This is a genomic window from Citrobacter sp. Cf087 (genome assembly GCF_030334285.1).
Taxonomy (GTDB): domain Bacteria; phylum Pseudomonadota; class Gammaproteobacteria; order Enterobacterales; family Enterobacteriaceae; genus Citrobacter; species Citrobacter freundii.
Genome location: NZ_JAOWED010000032.1, coordinates 252477 through 270358, shown reverse-complemented (window position 1 = coordinate 270358; position 17882 = coordinate 252477). Strand labels below are relative to the sequence as shown.

Genomic DNA, 17882 nt, shown 5'->3' with positions numbered 1-17882 from the left:
CGTTTCAATCTAACGACCCGACCCGCGAAGAACGGGTCGGTCGTTTTGCTACCTTCTGGAGTACGCAATGCCGTGTGAAGAACTGGATATCGTCTGGAAAAACATTAAAGCGGAAGCCCGGGCACTGGCGGAATGTGAGCCAATGTTGGCCAGTTTTTACCACGCAACGCTGCTCAAACATGAAAATCTCGGCAGTGCGCTAAGCTATATGCTGGCGAATAAACTCGCTTCTCCAATCATGCCCGCCATTGCGATTCGCGAAGTCGTGGAAGAGGCCTATGCCGCCGATCCTGAAATGATTGCCTCAGCGGCCTGTGATATTCAGGCGGTACGTACGCGTGACCCGGCTGTCGATAAATATTCCACCCCACTTCTGTACCTGAAGGGTTTTCATGCGCTTCAGGCCTACCGTATCGGTCACTGGCTGTGGCATCAGGGGCGTCAGGCGCTGGCGATCTTCCTGCAAAATCAGGTGTCCGTTACCTTCCAGGTAGACATTCATCCGGCGGCAAAAATTGGCCGTGGGATTATGCTCGATCACGCAACCGGCATTGTGGTCGGTGAAACGGCAGTGATTGAAAATGATGTCTCTATTCTGCAATCCGTCACGCTAGGCGGGACCGGTAAAGCCGGCGGCGATCGTCATCCGAAAATTCGTGAAGGTGTAATGATTGGCGCGGGAGCAAAAATTCTCGGCAACATTGAAGTCGGGCGCGGCGCGAAGATTGGCGCAGGTTCCGTGGTTTTACAACCGGTACCCCCACATACCACTGCGGCAGGCGTACCTGCACGCATCGTCGGTAAGCCTGACAGCGATAAACCGTCTATGGATATGGATCAGCATTTCAACGGGATTCATCATACTTTCGAATACGGTGATGGCATCTGATTTCGAGCTATGCCCGGCGGCGCAGTGCTTACCGGGCCTACAAATCTCGTGGGTCGGATAAGGCGTCAGCCGCCATCCGACAAAAATCAACTACGCAATACCGCGCCGGGATAACCTAACTGGCGCCAGGCCTCATACACCACCACCGACACCGCATTTGACAGGTTCATGCTGCGACTGTCCGGCATCATCGGAATTCGAATTTTTTGTTCGGCTGGCAGCGCGTCGAGGATGCTGGGTGGCAGACCGCGAGTTTCCGGGCCAAACATCAGATAATCCCCGTCCTGATAGCTTACCGCGCTATGCGCTGGCGTACCTTTGGTGGTCAGGGCAAACAGACGTTGCGGATTTTCTGCGGCGACGAAGCTGGCGTAATCAGGGTGGCGCAGCACGGCGGTAAACTCATGGTAATCCAGCCCCGCGCGACGCAGGCGCTTGTCGTCCCAGGTAAAGCCCATTGGCTCAATAATATGCAGACGAAAGCCGGTGTTGGCGCAAAGACGGATAATATTGCCGGTATTTGGCGGGATTTCTGGTTCGAATAAAACGATGTTAAGCATACTGCCCCCTTGATAACGGGGGGCAGAATAGCAGAAAGAGCGGGTACTATGCGACGGTCAGCGCGTGCGGTTTATAGCGTTGCAGTTTGTAAATCGTTGCGGCAGCCGCAATCAGCGCCGGAAGGCTGAGGAACATTAATATACTGTCTGCCTGCCATTGCAGGGAAAGCAACTGGGCGCTCATCATCGTTCCGGCTACGCCACCGAAGCGGCCCACGCCCTGCATCCAGGCAATGCCCGTTGCGCGGCAGTGGGTTGGATAAAACGTGGCGGCCAGCGTCTGCAGCCCGGACTGCGCGCCGTTCATGGTAATCCCCATCAGGAAGATCAGTGCGCCGAACAGGATGATATGGTTATGTTCAAACCCGAGAGCGAGGGCAAACAGCATCGTCAGAATAAAGCCAAGTGACACCACTTTATGTGCTTCCCAGCGATCCATTAACCAACCGGCCAGCAGGATCCCCGCAGTACCGCCGAAGGTAAATAGCGATGTCAGCCAGGCGGATTCGGCCAGCGGATAGCCCATTCCCAGCATCAGCGTTGGCATCCAGCTCAGCAGCACGTAATAGATAACCAATCCCATAAAGTAGGTCATCCAGAGCATCAGCGTGCCCGGCAGCCAGGGCATACTGAATAGCTGTGCCACGCTGCCTTTTTTGACCGTGACGCGGTCTTCATCCAGATAAAACTGGGTAACCTGTTCCAGACTTCCCGACATAAAGCGTTGAGCAATGCGTTTAACCTGTGCAACCCCTTTACCGCGGTGAACCAGATACTTCACCGACTCCGGCAGGAACAGCACCAACAATACGGTGAGGGCCAGCGGGGCGATCGCACCGGCAAGCAGGACGCTGTGCCAGCCGTAGTTGGGGATAAGCCAGGAGGAGATCACCCCGCCGCCTGCAGCCCCTAACGGAAAGCCGCAGTACATGGTGTTAATCGCCATTGAACGACAGCGTTTTGGTGCAAATTCTGACACCAGGGTGATGGCATTGGGCATTGCCGCGCCAAGACCCAGTCCGGTGAGAAAGCGCCAAAATGTGAGCATATTCAGCGTCTGGGCATAGGCTGTTCCCAGACTGGCGAGGCCAAAAAACAGACAGGAAAAGACCAGCACGCGTTTACGGCCCATACGATCGGAAATCGGCCCGGCCAGCAGTGCACCAAATGACAGGCCCAATAGCGCGGCGCTTAACACCGGTCCGAGATCCTGTTTCTTGATGCCCCAGTCGGCTGAGAGCGTGGGCGCAATATAGCCCATCGCCGCCGTATCGAAGCCGTCGATGGCCAGGACCAGAAAACCCAGGACAATAATGACCCAGTGGAAGCGCGAAAAAGGACTGTCATCTATCGCCTGCTGGATATTCACTTTTCCGGAATAAGCCATGTTACCCTCGCCCGTTATGATGGTTGTTATCTGTATATTTCGCCCTTGTATTAGCTTGTATATACATCTGACAGGTGGATAAAAAGTTGTCAAATATATTGGTTATAAATGTTAACTGGTCGTTATTTTTGGATAAAAAATGGCCGGGCTGAGAACAGACCGACCATGCAGAAAGTGGGTTTTATGGGGATATTGTTACGCCGCGCTACCCTGAACCAGAGGTGCCAGCGCAGCAGGCAGGTTTTTTCCCAGTTCTTGTACCAGCGAATCATGACTGATTTCGCTAATCGATTTTGCACCGGTCAGGGTCATTGCCACCTTCATCTCTTTCTCGATCAGATTCAGCAGATTCGCTACCCCGGCCTGACCGTGGGTTGCCAGCGCGTACAGATAAGCACGTCCCAGCAGAACACTATCTGCACCCAGCGCAATCATGCGTACGACGTCCAGACCGTTGCGGATCCCGCTGTCTGCCAGAATGGTGATATCGCCTTTTACCGCATCGGCAATAGCGGGTAACGCGCGAGCTGAAGACAGCACGCCGTCTAACTGGCGACCACCGTGGTTAGAGACAACGATGCCATCAGCGCCGAAGCGTACGGCGTCGCGAGCATCTTCAGGATCGAGGATCCCTTTGATCACCATCGGACCATCCCAAAATTCGCGGATCCACTCGAGGTCTTTCCAGGAAATCGACGGATCGAAATTATTCGCCAGCCAGCCGATGTAGTCTTCAAGGCCGGTGGGTTTGCCAAGATAGGTCGAGATATTGCCTAAATCATGCGGGCGACCGTTCAGGCCAACGTCCCATGCCCACTGTGGATGGGTGACAGCCTGCCAGTAGCGACGCAGTGCCGCATTTGGACCGCTCATCCCGGAATGGGCGTCACGGTAGCGTGCGCCAGGTGTTGGCATATCGACGGTAAAGACCAGCGTGGAGCAACCTGCCGCTTTGGCTCGTTCCAGGGCGTTACGCATAAAGCCGCGATCGCGCAGAACATACAGCTGAAACCACATCGGACGCTTGATAGTCGGGGCGACTTCTTCAATCGGGCATACGGATACTGTGGAAAGCGTAAACGGAATGCCTTTGGCATCAGCGGCGGCGGCGGCCTGAACTTCGCCCCGACGCGCATACATGCCGCACAGACCGACAGGTGCAAGGGCCACCGGCATGGAGAGCGTTTCGTTGAACAGTTTTGTCTCCAGGCTCAGGTCGGACATATTCTTCAGCACGCGCTGGCGAAGGGCCACCTCCGACAGGTCTGCCACGTTACGGCGCAAAGTGTGCTCTGCATACGCCCCACCGTCAATATAGTGGAACAAGAAGGGGGGTAGGATGCGCTGGGCTGCGGCGCGATAGTCGCTGGCTGCTGAAATAATCATGTGTTGTTCTCCCTGCTATTCTCACCAGGGTCACCGGGCAGGCGGGTGATTCGCGCCTGGCGGGCCTGATCTTCATCAAATCGTTTAATCGTGGTGTGGACAAAACTGAGGTGCGCCATCATCGCTTTACGCGCGCCGTCGGCATCTCCGGCAACAATCGCATCCAGTACGGCCTGATGCTGTGCCGTCAGCTGTGAAAATACGGGCGGCACGAGGTACATTCGCTGGCGGCTCTGTTTCACCGAAGACTGCAATACGTCGAAGAAACCGCGCATGGTCTGTAACAGCACCACGTTGTGTGAGGCCTCCGCAATGGCGAGATGAAAGCGAACGTCTGCCTGCGAGGCGAGATCTGGATCTTCGCTTTGTGTGGCCTCGAAACAGAGTCTGATCTTCTCTTTGTCGGCAGCAGTGGCACGCATAGCTGCGTGCCAGGCGGTGCTGGCTTCGATGGCGTGGCGGGCTTCCAGAATATCGAAACTGTAATCAGGATCGTCCGCCAGCAGGGTTTTCAGCGGCTGAACGATGTTTTGTTCAGACCATGCCTCATGCTGCCAGCGGACAAACGTTCCACCGCCACGACGGCTAATCAGTACGCCTTCACTCACCAGCTTTGCTAACGCCTCGCGCAGCGAGTTGCGCGATACGCCGAGCTGTACGGCCAACTGACGCTCAGCGGGCAACTTCATGCCCGCTTCCAGCTGTTGTTCTTCAATCAGCGCCCGCACACGAGATGCGACTTCGTCTGACAAGCGTCTGGGCATCACTATCATGGAATCATCCAGGTTAAGACATAGGCCTGCAGTGTGGTAATCACACCCACCATGCAGGTGAAAATCAGACTGTGCTTCACGGTAAAGCGGAACAGGTCAGACTCTTTTCCCACTAATCCCACTGCCGCACAGGCGATAGCGATAGATTGCGGAGAGATCATTTTTCCGGTCACGCCGCCGGTGGTATTTGCAGCCACCATTAATACATCCGAAACACCGATTTGCTGAGCGGCCGTGGCCTGTAGGGCGGCAAACAGTGCGTTTGATGAGGTGTCGGATCCAGTCAGGAATACCCCCAGCCAGCCAAGGAACGGCGAGAAGAAGGTAAATGCGCTGCCGGTGTGAGCCAGGGCCAATGCCAGGGTGGATGAAAGCCCGGAGTAGTTAGAGATAAACGCGAATGCCAGCACCATCCCGATGGAGTAGATAGGTAGCGCCAGATCTTTCAGCGTGCTACCAAAGGTCTGAAGCGCAGCAGACGGCTTCATCTTCAGCCAGACGATGGACAGCAGGGCGGCAAACAGTATTGCGGTACCGGTCGCGGAGAACCAGTCAAATTTGTACACCGCCGCGTAGGCTGTGGCTTCGTGTACGACCGGCGGCATACGGGCAACCAGCTTGTCGAGGAACGGAACCGGAATATTGACCACCCAGTGGTACATCGCGCCGCCTGGTGCAAACAGCGCTTTAAACGGCGGTATGCTCCACAGCGTGACGGTAGCTGTCAGGAACAGGAACGGCGACCAGGCGCGGATGATTTGCCCGGCGGTGTAGCGGGTGCGCGACAGATCCATATCGACCTGCGAAGCGCCCATATCACCAAAGCGGAAGATGCGTACCGGCTGCCAGCGCTTCAGGAACAGCGTCAGACAGACCAGGGAAACCAGAGAAGAGATGATGTCCGGCAGTTCCGGTCCGATAAAGTTAGAGCTGAGATACTGCGCGATAGCAAACGAGCCGCCAGCGACCATCACCGCAGGCCAGGTTTCTTTCACGCCACGCCAGCCATCCATAATCGCCATAATCCAGAACAGCACGATAATGGTCAGGAACGGCAGTTGACGGCCCACCATCTGGCCAATCTCGAAGCTGTCCAGACCGGTAACCTGACCGGCAACCAGAATCGGAATGCCCATTGCCCCAAAAGCGACTGGAGCGGTGTTTACGATCAAGCACAAGCCTGCTGCATACAGTGGGTTAAAGCCAAGGCCAACCAGCAGTGCGGCGGTAATCGCTACTGGAGCACCGAAGCCTGCCGCCCCTTCGAGGAATGCCCCAAAGGAGAAACCGACAATCAGCATTTGCAGACGCTGGTCTGGGGTAATCGAGAGTATCGAGGAGCGGATAATGTCGAACTGCCCGGTTTTTACCGAGATTTTATAGACGAATACCGCGGCGATAATGATCCAGGCAATTGGCCACAGACCGTAGAAGAAACCGTACACTACGGATGCCAGAGCGTGATCGACCGGCATTTTGTAAAACAGCAGGGCGACCGACAAAGCGATCACCACCGTCCATGACGCCGCAACGTAGCCTTTCAGCTTGAGCTTAATCAGGGCGAAGAAAAAGAACAGGATGGGGAGCGATGCGATCAGACTGGAAAGCCAGATGTTACCGGCCGGGTCGTAGTTCTGTTGCCAGAGATTCATTGCAGGTCTCCTGGGGGCCGCCGACATAATGGAATGAGTCTTTGCTCAAATCTTCGTCACATTATGTGTAAAAGTGGCCCTGCCAATATTGTTGTGTAGGGGTAATGACAATGAATGGTTAATCAAATGTTATTTATTGGCAACGGTATTGTACGCACATTTTAATGAAATGTGAGGTGCTGGTATGATCTGGCTAAAATTGGTAGGGCCAATTTCGAGGGGGAAGTGAAGGACCGGGCAAGCGGATGTTGCCCGGTGGGAGATCAGAACTCGCTCTTCGCGAAGCCCGTCATCTCTTTCAGGCCCATTTCACGGCCAAGCTCGGTCATCGGGTGAACGACAATCAGGCCGCGCACGCTCTTCTTCAGCTTGCCCATGTCGGCCTGTTCTTTTTTGGTGATGGTACGACGGAAAGGGAGTTTCGTCAGCTTTTGCGCTTCTTTGCTCAGCTTCTGACCATGGACTTCACGCAGACGCGCAATCTCGTTTTCCAGAGTTTCTTTCTCTTGCTCCAACTCAGCATATTTGTCGGCGGCTTCAACCAGAGACAGGTCAGCCTGCTGGTGGCGGATAGCGTCCAGACGATCGCTCAGGCGTTTAATTTCGTTTTTTTCGACTTCTTTCATAGGATAGCTTCTGATAAAAATAGGATGAATATCCTATAGTATGCGCGCAGAGCGGGATTATTCACAACTAATCGAAGATAAATAATCAAATGTTGCAAGTATTATTCAGCTAATGAAAATATTACTATTTTGATTAATAAGGAATTTTAAGCGATAAGATCGACCATGGCGCATTTTGTTGGCGGGTTCATAGTGAAGCACGTTTTCCTTAATGTATTTGCCAAACCGATCCTAAACTTAAATGATCAACCGCGCAGGCTGAGCGCGGTTAATACATGGAGGAGGGAAGATTATGGCGAAAATAGGTGAGAACGTTTCGGCTCTAATTGATAAGACGGTCGATTTTATGGCTTCAAGCCAGGCTTTTCGCGAGTATCTGAATAAAACACCGCCACGCAACGTTGTCCCTTCTGAAATACCGCAGGAGAATGCGCAGTTGTATCTGCAACGTCTGGCGTACTATCGGCAGCTTTATCGACCGCAGCAGGAAGAGAAATAAGCAAGCATCGTCTTATTTTTGAAAGGCTTTTTTTAAGCTGATTTTAGAAATCAGCTCGGTCAGGGAAAGTACCATCGTGGAGCGCACCATCTGCTGGTAGCGCTGGATCTGCATCGCGTGCAGACCTGAGTCTGAGGTATCAAACTGCGGTGGCGGCGGGAGTGCCGTCACGCAGTGGAGTTCGCCAAACGGACCAAGAATTTCGTCGTCGGTGAACGCATATTCATTGCCGTCATGGTTTAACTCTTCCCGCAGCGCCATCAGAAGCTCGGCGTCTTCATACTCCGGTCGGCTGAGCACGCCCAGACCGTAGATGAGCTTCAGGCGAACGGAAAGATCGCCCAGCGGACCGTCGCCGTCAAGCAGTGGTTCTACAGCATATTTCACCGCATAGTCGTCTTTGCGAAATACCTGAAGCACAAGAATATTCACCGCCTCGGTGAGCAGTTCTACGGCGGTGATGAGGAAGCTGCGTACGGTTTTGCCAGCATTCAGACGCTCAAGCACACGATTTTCAAAGGCCTGCGTTTGTTCCATTATTGCCTGCATATCTGACAATCTATTATTTAGGCGCAGGATATCCTGCGCCAGGTCCTGCATCATTTCTTTGCGTTATACGCGTTAACAGCCTCAAGCACGACATCGCTGTTGGCATCCAGCCCGGAAACTTGCGCCAGCGCGGCCTGTGGACCTTTTTCGTCAATCAGCGCGGCCAGTTCCTGTGCCTGCGGATCTTCTTCGCTGCGATAGTGCATCGCTGCCGCAATACCGATAACCAGATTCGCATGCGGCAAACCATACTCCAGCGTACCCAGCAGCGGTTTAATCAGACGATCTCCCGCGCTCAGCTTACGCAGCGGCTGACGACCCACGCGCTCAACGTCATCTTTCAGATACGGGTTTTCAAAGCGACCGAGGATTTTCTGAATGTATGCCGCATGTTTTGCTGCATCAAAACCATAGCGTTTGATCAGTACCGCGCCGCTCTCTTCCATCGCACCTTTTACCACTGCGCGGATTTTCTCGTCGAGAATCGCGTCACGGATGGTCTGATGACCGGTCAATTTTCCGAGGTACGCGGTTATAGCATGCCCGGTGTTCAGCGTGAAGAGTTTACGTTCGACAAATGCCATTAGGTTATCAGTTAATTCCATTCCTGGGATATTTGGTAGTTCACCTTTGAACTGTGTTTTGTCGACAATCCACTCACTGAAGGTTTCTACGGTAACTTCTAGCGGGTCATTGGTTGCTGAAGCCGAAGGCGGAACAATGCGGTCCACGGCGGAATCGACGAAGCCAACATGTTCTTCAACCCAGGCTTTGTCTTCATCTGCCAGCGCGTTCATTACATGGCCTTTCAACTGGGTCGTTCCGCGCACCATGTTTTCACAGGCGATGATATTCAGCGGAGTAGCTATGCCCTGTGCCTTGCGTTTAACCAGCCCTTTGGCGATGGCCGGAGCGATACGCTCAAGCACGACCGGACCGACGGCGGTAGTGACTAAATCTACATGGGCAATCAGGTCGACGACATCATCGCCGATGCTGCTCACGGCGTTGACGCCGGAGACGGTATCAACCTGTTCGTTTTCACCTACGACATGAACCTGATAGCTATGACGGGCATTCAGGGCATCGAGCACGACCTGATTTACATCCGCGAACGTCAGCTGTATCCCCGCGTCCGCCAGCAGTTTGCCGATAAAGCCACGACCGATATTACCTGCGCCAAAATGTAATGCTTTCATAGTATTAACCTTCATCAATGTTTTTACCCAAGAGGGCTGGGGTGAGGCTTTTCCCTCAACCTAACCCTCTCCACAAGGGAGAGGATATCGCCTTCATATTTCGAACTGCAGATGCGTTGGCTCTCCTCGCTCACCCCAGTCACGTACTTATGTACGCTCCTGGGGATTCACTGCGTTGCCGCCTTCCTGCAGCTCGAACTATTTTGGAGATACTTAACCGTTAAGCTTTTTTACCCGCCAGCAGCTCCAGAACTTCATCCACGCTGGTGGTATGGGCCAGACGTTCGATCACGGATTCGTCATCCAGCGCGTTGGTCAGGCTGGTAATCACCTGGATGTGCTCGTTGTTACGTGCTGCGATACCAATCACCAGGCGGGCAATATCGTCTTCTTCTTCACCGAAGCGAACGCCTTCCGGGTACTGGCAGAACACCACACCGGTTTTCAGCACACGGTCTTTGGCTTCAACCGTCCCGTGCGGTACTGCGATGGACTCGCCGAGGTAAGTCGGAGTCAGTTTTTCGCGGTCCAGCATCGCCTCGACGTATTCTGGCTCAACGTAACCGCCTTTCACCAGTTGCTCACCAGCAAAGCGAATTGCTTCCTCTTTGTTAGTGGCTTTACGACCGAGGAAGATATTCTCCGCACCCAGTTTGAACAGGTGGGTATCACCCTCTTCAAAGCTGTCTTTCAGGTGATCGCGGACTTTCTCTTCGTTCACGTTGTGGCGCTGTGCAGCGACCAGACGTTCGGTCAGGTTGGAGTACAGGCCGCTGTCGAGGAAGTTGGTCAGCGAAATGTGCTGTGCCTGAGGCACCTGGCGCATCGCGCGTTCGGTCAGGTCACGGTGGGTAATGACCAGATCCACATCCGGCGGCAGATTGTTAATCGCGCTGTTAGTGACGGAAATCTGAGACAGACCTGCATCCTGCACTTTCTTACGCAGTACGCCCGCACCCATGGCGCTGGAACCCATACCGGCATCGCAGGCAACAATGATTTTACGCACATGGCTCAGGTCGTTGGTCACGTCGCCAGCCGCCAGCGGAGATGCGCCTTTGGATTCCGCTTTCATGTCGTGCATACGACGGGTTGCGGCATCAATGTCATCATCTTCTTTCACTTTGCTGGTTTTCAGCAGAATGGCTGAAACCACAAAGGAGACTGCCATAGCAGCACAGATAGCAGCGATGTTAGCGAAGTAAGCGCCCTTCGGCGTCATGGCCAGCACGGCCAGGATAGAACCCGGAGAGGCCGGAGAAACCAGACCGCCGTTCAGGATAGTCAGGGTAAATACGCCAGTCATACCGCCGAGGATAACGGCCAGGATCAGACGTGGGTTCATCAGCACGTACGGGAAGTAAATTTCGTGGATACCACCCAGGAAGTGGATGATTGCCGCGCCGCCCGCAGACTGCTTAGCGCTGCCGCGACCGAAGAACATGTATGCCAGCAGAACGCCCATACCCGGACCCGGGTTAGCTTCAATCAGGAAGAAGATGGATTTGCCCATCTCATGGGACTGCTGAATACCCAGCGGTGAGAAAATACCGTGGTTGATGGCGTTGTTGAGGAACAGGATTTTCGCCGGTTCAACGAAGATAGACGCCAACGGCAGCATGTCATGGACAACCATGAAGTTAACGCCTGCCGCCAGGATTTTGGACAGTGCTTCAACCAATGGGCCAATGCCAAGGAATGCCAGAATGGCGAGGATCATCCCGATGATGCCTGCGGAGAAGTTATTCACCAGCATCTCAAAACCGGACTTGATCTTACCGTCTACCCAGTTGTCGAAATGTTTGATAGCCCAGCCGCCCAGCGGGCCTGCGATCATCGCGCCGAGGAACATTGGCATATCTGCACCGACGATAACGCCCATGGTGGTGATAGCACCAACCACGCCGCCACGTTCGCCGCCAACCAGCTTACCACCGGTATAACCGATCAGCAGCGGCAGCAGATAGGTGATCATAGGACCGACAAGCTTCGCCAGCGTTTCGTTCGGCAACCACCCTGTCGGAATGAATAATGCGGTGATAATACCCCACGCGATAAACGCGCCGATATTTGGCATCACCATGTTGCTGAGGAATCGACCAAAGCTTTGCACCTTGATCTTAATATCGGATGACATAAAAACACCCCTTCTTATGTTTGCTATCGCGCAGGCTGAAAGCCCGAGGTTTGTTAATGTAGCGGCAGGAGGTAGCCGGACCCTGTAGATACTGCGAAATCTGGCACTGAATCGTTCAACTGTCCAGTCGACGACCTTTTATGTGATATTCGTCACGTAAATATAGGGTGTATGGCGTTAGTTAATGTGATCTTGATCACAAAATATCGGTACAAAAAAACATCACTGGATCAGAATTCGCCAAAAATGTGGGGTAAATGTGAACTGATTCACATTTTATCCTTTGCTGTTTGTTGAATCTTTGTGATGCAGATCGCAAAGTATTTTCATCTGCATTTGCTCGGATGTGATCTACAGCAGGTTCTACCCCCCGATATTTTTATTGCAAACAAAGCAACTTCTCACCAGAAAAAATATTTATTTTGTGGTATGGCGAAAACCCCAAACTGCAGTTATGTTCAAAACATCAGCCTGGGTGCATGCGGCTGCCGGCATAAAAAAACTCTAATTAGCGTGAATTCGAGGCAGGTATGTTTCTAAATTATTTCGCACTGGGCGTGCTGATCTTCGTCTTTCTGGTTCTGTTTTACGGAATCATCGCCATTCACGATATTCCCTATAATATGGCTAAAAAACGCAACCATCCTCATGCTGATGCCATTCATACGGCGGGTTGGATTAGCCTGTTTACACTCCATGCAATATGGCCGTTCCTGTGGATTTGGGCGACGCTCTACCAGCCTGAACGGGGGTGGGGCATGCAATCACACATCATGTCGAACGGAAAGGACCCAGACCCCGAGATTGCCGCACTGGCAGAGCGCATCACCCAGTTGGAAAAAAGACTGGATGGGGAGAAGAAAACAGATAACTCCACCTTTCCGGAGATTTAATCATGGATTTGTTGATAGTCCTGACCTATGTGGCCTTTGCCTGGGCCATCTTTAAAATATTCCGTATTCCGGTAAACCAATGGACGCTCGCTACTGCTGCATTAGGTGGGGTATTCATTGTTGCGGGACTGATCTTATTAATGAACTATAACCACCCGTATACCTTTACGGCGCAAAAAGCGGTTATTTCAATTCCGATCACTCCGCAAGTCACAGGAATTGTTAGTGAGGTAACGGATAAAAATAATCAGTTGATTAAAAAAGGCGAAGTGTTATTTAAACTCGATCCAGGCCGCTATCAGGCACGTGTTGACAGACTGCAGGCTGATCTTGTTACCGCCACACACAACATCGACAATCTGAAAGCCCAACTTTCTGAAGCCGTCGCCAATACTACCCGCGTTTCCGCTGAACGCGATCGTCTGTATAAAGATTATCAACGCTATTTGAAGGGCAGTCAGGCGAAGGTTAATCCCTTCTCTGAAAGCGATATCGACAACGCCCGGCAGAACTATCTGGCACAGGACGCGCTGGTAAAAGGTTCCGTTGCCGAACAGACGCAGATTCAGAGTCAGTTAGACAGTATGGTCAACGGGGAGCAATCTCAGGTTGCGTCTTTGCGTGCTCAGCTCGCTGAAGCCAAATACAATCTTGAGCAGACTATCGTCCGTGCCCCCAGCAACGGCTATGTTACGCAGGTGCTTATTCGGCCCGGGACCTACGCCGCCGCACTACCTCTGCGCCCGGTGATGGTATTTATTCCGGAACAGAAACGGCAAATTGTGGCGCAATTCCGCCAGAACTCGTTGCTGCGTCTTAAACCGGGTGATGAAGCGGAAGTGGTCTTCAACGCGCTGCCTGGTCAGGTTTTCTCCGGTAAGTTGACCTCCATTCTTCCGGTTGTGCCGGGCGGTTCTTATCAGGCGCAGGGGGCATTACAGTCCTTAACTGTGGTGCCGGGTACCGATGGCGTGCTGGCTACGATTGAGTTGGATCCTAATGCCGATGTGGATGCGCTGCCGGACGGTATCTATGCTCAGGTGGCGGTCTATTCCGACCATTTCGCTCACGTTTCAGTGATGCGTAAAGTGCTGCTGCGCATGACCAGCTGGATGCATTACCTTTATTTGGATCATTGAGATCGTCATCACCTGCCATTTACGGCGACCTGAGCCATACTGATATTTTTGTTGGCAAAAAGGACCCGGCATGAAACTCATTGGCAGCTATACCAGCCCTTTTGTGCGTAAAATTTCTATTCTGTTACTGGAAAAGGGCATCACCTTCGAATTTGTGAATGAACTTCCCTATAGCGCGGATAGCGGCGTGGCGCGTTATAACCCGCTAGGAAAAGTACCCGCGTTGGTCACCGATGAGGGTGAGTACTGGTTTGACTCTCCGATCATCGCAGAATACATCGAGCTGCTGGATATTGCGCCAGCCATGCTACCGGGTGAACCGTTAGCGGCACTCAAAGTTCGTCAACTGGAAGCGTTGGCCGACGGTATTATGGATGCGGGATTAGTCTCGGTGCGCGAGCAGGCTCGCCCCGCCGCGCAGCAGTCAGAAACTGAACTGTTACGCCAGCGGGAGAAGATCACCCGCAGTCTGGATATGCTGGAAGGCTATCTGGCGGACGGTACGCTGAAAACGGATACGGTTAACCTGGCTACCATCGCGATTGCCTGTGCCGTCGGTTATCTCAATTTCCGTCGGGTCGCGCCCGGCTGGTGTGTGGACCGCCCACGTCTGGTCAAACTGGTGGAAACGCTTTTTCAACGCGAAAGTTTTGCCCGCACAGAACCGCCAAAGGCTTGATGCAGATAATACCTGCCTGAGCAAAGTCACGGTACAATCCTTCCTATATCGATAGCCCTCTCCGCGGTGGAGAGGGCCACCAACAGCCAGGCCCTTTCATGACAACCGACATGCGTTCACTCTACAGCCAGCTTCCCGCTATCGATCGTTTATTGCGCGATAGCGCCTTCCCAGCCTTACGTGAATCTCACGGTCATACCCGGGTGGTTGACCTGCTGCGTCATATGCTTGACGAAGCCAGAGATGCGATTCGCGACACGCACGCGCTCCCGGCATGGTGTGAGGACTGGGCGCAAGAAGCCAGCGCCCGGCTGGAACGAGAATCGCAAAGCGCGCTGCGTCCGGTGATTAACCTGACCGGAACGGTGCTGCATACCAACCTTGGGCGAGCGTCGCAGGCCGAAGAAGCGATCGAGGCGGTGGTGCAAGCAATGCGCACGCCAGTGACGCTGGAATATAGCCTGGATGATGCCGGACGTGGACATCGGGATCGGGCGCTGGCGGATTTACTCTGCCGTCTGACGGGAGCGGAGGACGCCTGTATCGTCAATAACAATGCGGCAGCGGTTTTACTGATGCTGGCCGCCACGGCCAACGGCAAAGAGGTGGTCGTTTCGCGCGGTGAGCTGGTGGAAATTGGCGGCGCGTTTCGTATTCCGGACGTGATGTGCCAGGCCGGATGTGTTCTGCGCGAAGTCGGTACCACCAACCGGACCCATGCGAAAGATTACCGTCAGGCGGTGAATGAAAATACCGCTCTGCTGATGAAAGTCCATACCAGTAATTACAGTATTGAAGGCTTTACGAAGTCGGTGGATGAGGCTGAGCTGGCCGCTATTGGCAAGGAACTGGATGTGCCGGTGGTGGCGGATCTCGGCAGCGGCTCACTGGTCGATCTCAGCCAGTATGGATTACCGCAGGAGCCGATGCCGCAACAGCTGATTGCCGCTGGCGTCAGTCTGGTGAGCTTCTCTGGCGATAAATTACTGGGTGGGCCGCAGGCCGGGATTATCGTCGGTAAAAAAGAGATGATCGCTCGCTTACAGAGCCATCCGCTGAAACGCGCATTACGGGCTGATAAAATGACACTGGCTGCGCTGGAAGCGACGCTGCGGCTCTACCTGCACCCGGAAGCGCTGGCGCAGAAGTTGCCGACGTTACGCCAGCTCACTCGCTCGCAGGAGGCTGTCCACGCGCAGGCCCAACACTTACAGGCACGGCTTGCCGAGCATTACGGTGACGAATTCGCCCTGAACGTCATGCCTTGCCTGTCGCAAATTGGCAGCGGCTCGCTGCCGGTTGATAGGCTGCCCAGCGCGGCATTAACCTTTACCCCCCATGACGGGCGCGGTAGCCGCCTCGAGGCACTGGCCGCCCGTTGGCGTGCACTGCCCGTGCCGATCATTGGCCGGATTTATGATGGCCGCATGTGGCTGGATCTGCGCTGCCTTGAAGACGAGACCCGGTTTATGGAGATGATGCTGAAATGATTATTGCAACCGCCGGACACGTTGACCACGGAAAAACAACGTTATTACAGGCGATTACCGGCGTGAATGCCGACCGTCTGCCGGAAGAAAAAAAGCGCGGCATGACCATCGATCTCGGCTATGCCTACTGGCCGCAGCCGGACGGGCGGATACTGGGATTTATCGATGTACCCGGACACGAAAAGTTTCTGTCTAACATGCTGGCGGGTGTTGGCGGGATTGATCACGCGCTGCTGGTGGTGGCGTGTGATGACGGCGTGATGGCGCAAACGCGTGAGCACTTGCAAATTCTGCAACTGACGGGTAATCCGCAGATCACCGTGGCACTTACGAAAGCCGACCGCGTGGACGAAGCAAGAATTGAAGAGGTGCGTGCGGAGATTCAGGCCGCGCTGGGGAATTATGGTTTCGCGGAGTCGGTGCTTTTCGTCACTGCCGCCAGTGAAGGCCGTGGCATCGAGGAACTGCGCGAACATTTGCTGCAATTAACGTCGCGTGAGCATGCCCGCGATCACAGCTTCCGCCTGGCGATTGACCGTGCCTTTACGGTCAAAGGCGCGGGACTGGTGGTGACCGGGACGGCGCTCAGCGGTGAAGTGAATGTCGGTGACACACTGTGGCTCACGGGCGTCAACAAACCGATGCGCGTACGTAGCCTGCATGCACAAAATCAGGCCACCGATCGCGCGCAGGCGGGACAACGTATTGCGCTAAATATTGCCGGTGATGCGCAAAAAGAAGAACTTAACCGCGGCGACTGGCTGCTTGCTGATGCGCCGCCAGAGGCGTTTACCCGCGTGATTGTTTCTTTAGAACATGCCGCGCCGCTGATGCAGTGGCAACCGTTGCATATTCACCACGCGGCCAGCCACGTCACCGGGCGTATTTCCCTGCTCGAAGGGACGCTGGCGGAACTGGTGTTTGATACACCACTCTGGCTCGCCGATAACGACCGTCTGGTGCTGCGTGATATTTCGGCTCGCACGACGCTGGCCGGTGCGCGCGTGGTCACGCTCAATCCGCCGCGTCGCGGGAAGCGTAAGCCGGAATATTTGCAGTGGCTGTCGGCGTTGGAAAACGCACAGAGTGATGGTGACGCTCTGGCGCTGCACCTGACGCGTGGAGCGGTAAATATTCCCGACTTCGCCTGGGCGCGTCAGCTCAACGGTAACGGCATGCGTCCGTTGATCGAGCAGCATGGTTTTATTCAGGCGGGATACAGTCTGTTGGATGCCACTGTTGCAGCGCGCTGGCAGCGCAAAATCCTCGATACGCTGGCGACTTACCACGACCAGCACCGCGATGAGCCTGGACCTGGGCGCGAACGCCTGCGCCGGATGGCTTTGCCGATGGAAGATGAAGCGCTGGTCCTGCTGCTGATTGAAAAGATGCGCGAGAGCGGCGTCATCCATAGTCATCATGGCTGGCTGCATTTGCCCGATCACAAGGCCGGTTTCAGCGATGAGCAGCAAGCTATCTGGCAAAAAGCAGAACCGCTTTTTGGCGATGAGCCGTGGTGGGTGCGCGACCTGGCAAAACAGACGGGCACGGATGAGCAAATGATGCGTGTGGTGTTACGACAAGCGGCGCAGCAAGGCATCATCACCGCGATCGTGAAAGATCGTTATTACCGTAACGATCGGATAGTGGCCTTTGCCAATATGATCCGCGAACTGGATCAGGAAAGGGGATCGACATGTGCCGCTGATTTTCGCGACAGGCTTAACATCGGGCGCAAATTGGCTATTCAGATTCTGGAATATTTTGACCGCATTGGTTTTACTCGCCGTCGGGGAAATGATCATTTATTACGCGATGCATTGCTGTTCCCCGAAAAGTAATGAAACAATTAATTCAGGAATTAAATGAATTAATACAAAATAGATATTGATTGAAATAAGCACATTAGATTATGAACCTAATGTGCTTTTTAATTTTGGTTGTTATTAAAATAACAACCATGATCATATTCTGTTGGATATTTCACTCGTATGCTTCCTGACTCTTTTAGAGTAATTAAGGAT

At 53.8% G+C, this 17882-nt stretch carries 16 protein-coding genes; 7 read left to right on the top strand and 9 right to left on the bottom strand.

Annotation, left to right across the window (positions count from 1 at the left end; all coding sequences use genetic code 11):
- The first annotated feature begins 67 nt into the window (after window positions 1-67).
- Complete coding sequence (gene cysE / locus OGV57_RS22845; RefSeq protein WP_003024160.1) at window positions 68-889, top strand: serine O-acetyltransferase; 822 nt, start codon at window positions 68-70, stop codon at window positions 887-889.
- Window positions 890-975: 86 nt separating this feature from the next.
- On the opposite strand, the gene trmL is transcribed toward cysE, so the two are convergent.
- The 6 genes from trmL to OGV57_RS22815 all read right to left on the bottom strand — a co-directional run bounded on the left by trmL (window position 976) and on the right by OGV57_RS22815 (window position 7273).
- A complete protein-coding gene (gene trmL / locus OGV57_RS22840) occupies window positions 976-1449 on the bottom strand; it encodes a tRNA (uridine(34)/cytosine(34)/5-carboxymethylaminomethyluridine(34)-2'-O)-methyltransferase TrmL (protein WP_003024163.1) in 474 nt (157 codons plus the stop codon).
- Window positions 1450-1495: 46 nt separating this feature from the next.
- A complete protein-coding gene (locus tag OGV57_RS22835; RefSeq protein WP_003837645.1) occupies window positions 1496-2836 on the bottom strand; it encodes an MFS transporter in 1341 nt (446 codons plus the stop codon).
- A gap of 195 nt (window positions 2837-3031) precedes the next feature.
- The gene (gene lldD, locus OGV57_RS22830) at window positions 3032-4222 is read right to left on the bottom strand and encodes an FMN-dependent L-lactate dehydrogenase LldD (protein WP_048233023.1); all 1191 of its coding nucleotides are present in this window, start codon (window positions 4220-4222) and stop codon (window positions 3032-3034) included.
- The gene (gene lldR, locus OGV57_RS22825; protein ID WP_046671016.1) at window positions 4219-4995 is read right to left on the bottom strand and encodes a transcriptional regulator LldR; all 777 of its coding nucleotides are present in this window, start codon (window positions 4993-4995) and stop codon (window positions 4219-4221) included. Before lldR ends, lldD begins: the two co-directional genes overlap by 4 nt.
- Window positions 4992-6647, bottom strand: a complete 1656-nt coding sequence (lldP, locus tag OGV57_RS22820; RefSeq protein ID WP_003837651.1) for an L-lactate permease — start codon at window positions 6645-6647, stop codon at window positions 4992-4994. Before lldP ends, lldR begins: the two co-directional genes overlap by 4 nt.
- A 263-nt stretch (window positions 6648-6910) precedes the next feature.
- Window positions 6911-7273 (bottom strand): YibL family ribosome-associated protein, encoded by a 363-nt coding sequence (locus OGV57_RS22815; RefSeq protein ID WP_003024174.1) that lies wholly within the window; start codon window positions 7271-7273, stop codon window positions 6911-6913.
- Window positions 7274-7565: 292 nt separating this feature from the next.
- On the opposite strand from OGV57_RS22815, the gene OGV57_RS22810 reads away from it, so the two are divergent.
- The gene (locus OGV57_RS22810; RefSeq protein ID WP_003024176.1) at window positions 7566-7772 is read left to right on the top strand and encodes a hypothetical protein; all 207 of its coding nucleotides are present in this window, start codon (window positions 7566-7568) and stop codon (window positions 7770-7772) included.
- A 12-nt stretch (window positions 7773-7784) separates the two neighbouring features.
- Here the strand turns inward: OGV57_RS22810 and mtlR are convergent, their stop codons facing one another.
- The 3 genes from mtlR to mtlA all read right to left on the bottom strand — a co-directional run bounded on the left by mtlR (window position 7785) and on the right by mtlA (window position 11657).
- Window positions 7785-8372: a mannitol operon repressor MtlR gene (gene mtlR / locus OGV57_RS22805; protein WP_003024179.1), complete on the bottom strand. Its 588-nt coding sequence runs from the start codon at window positions 8370-8372 to the stop codon at window positions 7785-7787.
- Window positions 8372-9520 carry a mannitol-1-phosphate 5-dehydrogenase gene (gene mtlD / locus OGV57_RS22800; RefSeq protein ID WP_003024180.1) on the bottom strand — a complete coding sequence of 383 codons (1149 nt, stop codon included), beginning with the start codon at window positions 9518-9520 and terminating at the stop codon, window positions 8372-8374. The genes mtlR and mtlD overlap by 1 nt, the downstream gene beginning before the upstream one ends.
- 220 nt (window positions 9521-9740) lie before the next feature.
- Window positions 9741-11657 carry a PTS mannitol transporter subunit IICBA gene (mtlA, locus tag OGV57_RS22795; protein ID WP_003024181.1) on the bottom strand — a complete coding sequence of 639 codons (1917 nt, stop codon included), beginning with the start codon at window positions 11655-11657 and terminating at the stop codon, window positions 9741-9743.
- Window positions 11658-12187: 530 nt separating this feature from the next.
- Between mtlA and OGV57_RS22790 the strand changes: the two genes are divergently transcribed.
- From OGV57_RS22790 to selB, 5 genes are all read left to right on the top strand, one after another.
- Window positions 12188-12550, top strand: a complete 363-nt coding sequence (locus OGV57_RS22790; protein WP_003844553.1) for a DUF3302 domain-containing protein — start codon at window positions 12188-12190, stop codon at window positions 12548-12550.
- A gap of 2 nt (window positions 12551-12552) precedes the next feature.
- On the top strand, window positions 12553-13689 hold the full coding sequence (locus tag OGV57_RS22785) for an HlyD family secretion protein (protein ID WP_003024188.1): 1137 nt from the start codon (window positions 12553-12555) through the stop codon (window positions 13687-13689).
- Between the two features lie 70 nt (window positions 13690-13759).
- A complete protein-coding gene (locus OGV57_RS22780) occupies window positions 13760-14368 on the top strand; it encodes a glutathione S-transferase (protein WP_003024191.1) in 609 nt (202 codons plus the stop codon).
- Between the two features lie 98 nt (window positions 14369-14466).
- Window positions 14467-15858, top strand: a complete 1392-nt coding sequence (gene selA / locus OGV57_RS22775) for an L-seryl-tRNA(Sec) selenium transferase (RefSeq protein WP_044700430.1) — start codon at window positions 14467-14469, stop codon at window positions 15856-15858.
- On the top strand, window positions 15855-17699 hold the full coding sequence (gene selB / locus OGV57_RS22770) for a selenocysteine-specific translation elongation factor (protein ID WP_032937191.1): 1845 nt from the start codon (window positions 15855-15857) through the stop codon (window positions 17697-17699). Before selA ends, selB begins: the two co-directional genes overlap by 4 nt.
- Window positions 17700-17882 lie beyond the last annotated feature (183 nt).

What these genes read in the sequence shown, in the direction of transcription:
- cysE (WP_003024160.1), top strand. Translation starts at nt 68, where the DNA reads ATGCCGTGTGAAGAACTGGATATCGTCTGGAAAAACATTAAAGCGGAA.
- OGV57_RS22785 (WP_003024188.1), top strand. Translation starts at nt 12,553, where the DNA reads ATGGATTTGTTGATAGTCCTGACCTATGTGGCCTTTGCCTGGGCCATC.
- trmL (WP_003024163.1), bottom strand. Translation starts at nt 1,449, where the DNA reads ATGCTTAACATCGTTTTATTCGAACCAGAAATCCCGCCAAATACCGGC.
- lldR (WP_046671016.1), bottom strand. Translation starts at nt 4,995, where the DNA reads ATGATAGTGATGCCCAGACGCTTGTCAGACGAAGTCGCATCTCGTGTG.
- lldP (WP_003837651.1), bottom strand. Translation starts at nt 6,647, where the DNA reads ATGAATCTCTGGCAACAGAACTACGACCCGGCCGGTAACATCTGGCTT.
- OGV57_RS22835 (WP_003837645.1), bottom strand. Translation starts at nt 2,836, where the DNA reads ATGGCTTATTCCGGAAAAGTGAATATCCAGCAGGCGATAGATGACAGT.
- OGV57_RS22790 (WP_003844553.1), top strand. Translation starts at nt 12,188, where the DNA reads ATGTTTCTAAATTATTTCGCACTGGGCGTGCTGATCTTCGTCTTTCTG.
- mtlR (WP_003024179.1), bottom strand. Translation starts at nt 8,372, where the DNA reads ATGCAGGACCTGGCGCAGGATATCCTGCGCCTAAATAATAGATTGTCA.
- OGV57_RS22815 (WP_003024174.1), bottom strand. Translation starts at nt 7,273, where the DNA reads ATGAAAGAAGTCGAAAAAAACGAAATTAAACGCCTGAGCGATCGTCTG.
- selA (WP_044700430.1), top strand. Translation starts at nt 14,467, where the DNA reads ATGACAACCGACATGCGTTCACTCTACAGCCAGCTTCCCGCTATCGAT.
- selB (WP_032937191.1), top strand. Translation starts at nt 15,855, where the DNA reads ATGATTATTGCAACCGCCGGACACGTTGACCACGGAAAAACAACGTTA.
- OGV57_RS22780 (WP_003024191.1), top strand. Translation starts at nt 13,760, where the DNA reads ATGAAACTCATTGGCAGCTATACCAGCCCTTTTGTGCGTAAAATTTCT.
- lldD (WP_048233023.1), bottom strand. Translation starts at nt 4,222, where the DNA reads ATGATTATTTCAGCAGCCAGCGACTATCGCGCCGCAGCCCAGCGCATC.
- OGV57_RS22810 (WP_003024176.1), top strand. Translation starts at nt 7,566, where the DNA reads ATGGCGAAAATAGGTGAGAACGTTTCGGCTCTAATTGATAAGACGGTC.
- mtlD (WP_003024180.1), bottom strand. Translation starts at nt 9,520, where the DNA reads ATGAAAGCATTACATTTTGGCGCAGGTAATATCGGTCGTGGCTTTATC.
- mtlA (WP_003024181.1), bottom strand. Translation starts at nt 11,657, where the DNA reads ATGTCATCCGATATTAAGATCAAGGTGCAAAGCTTTGGTCGATTCCTC.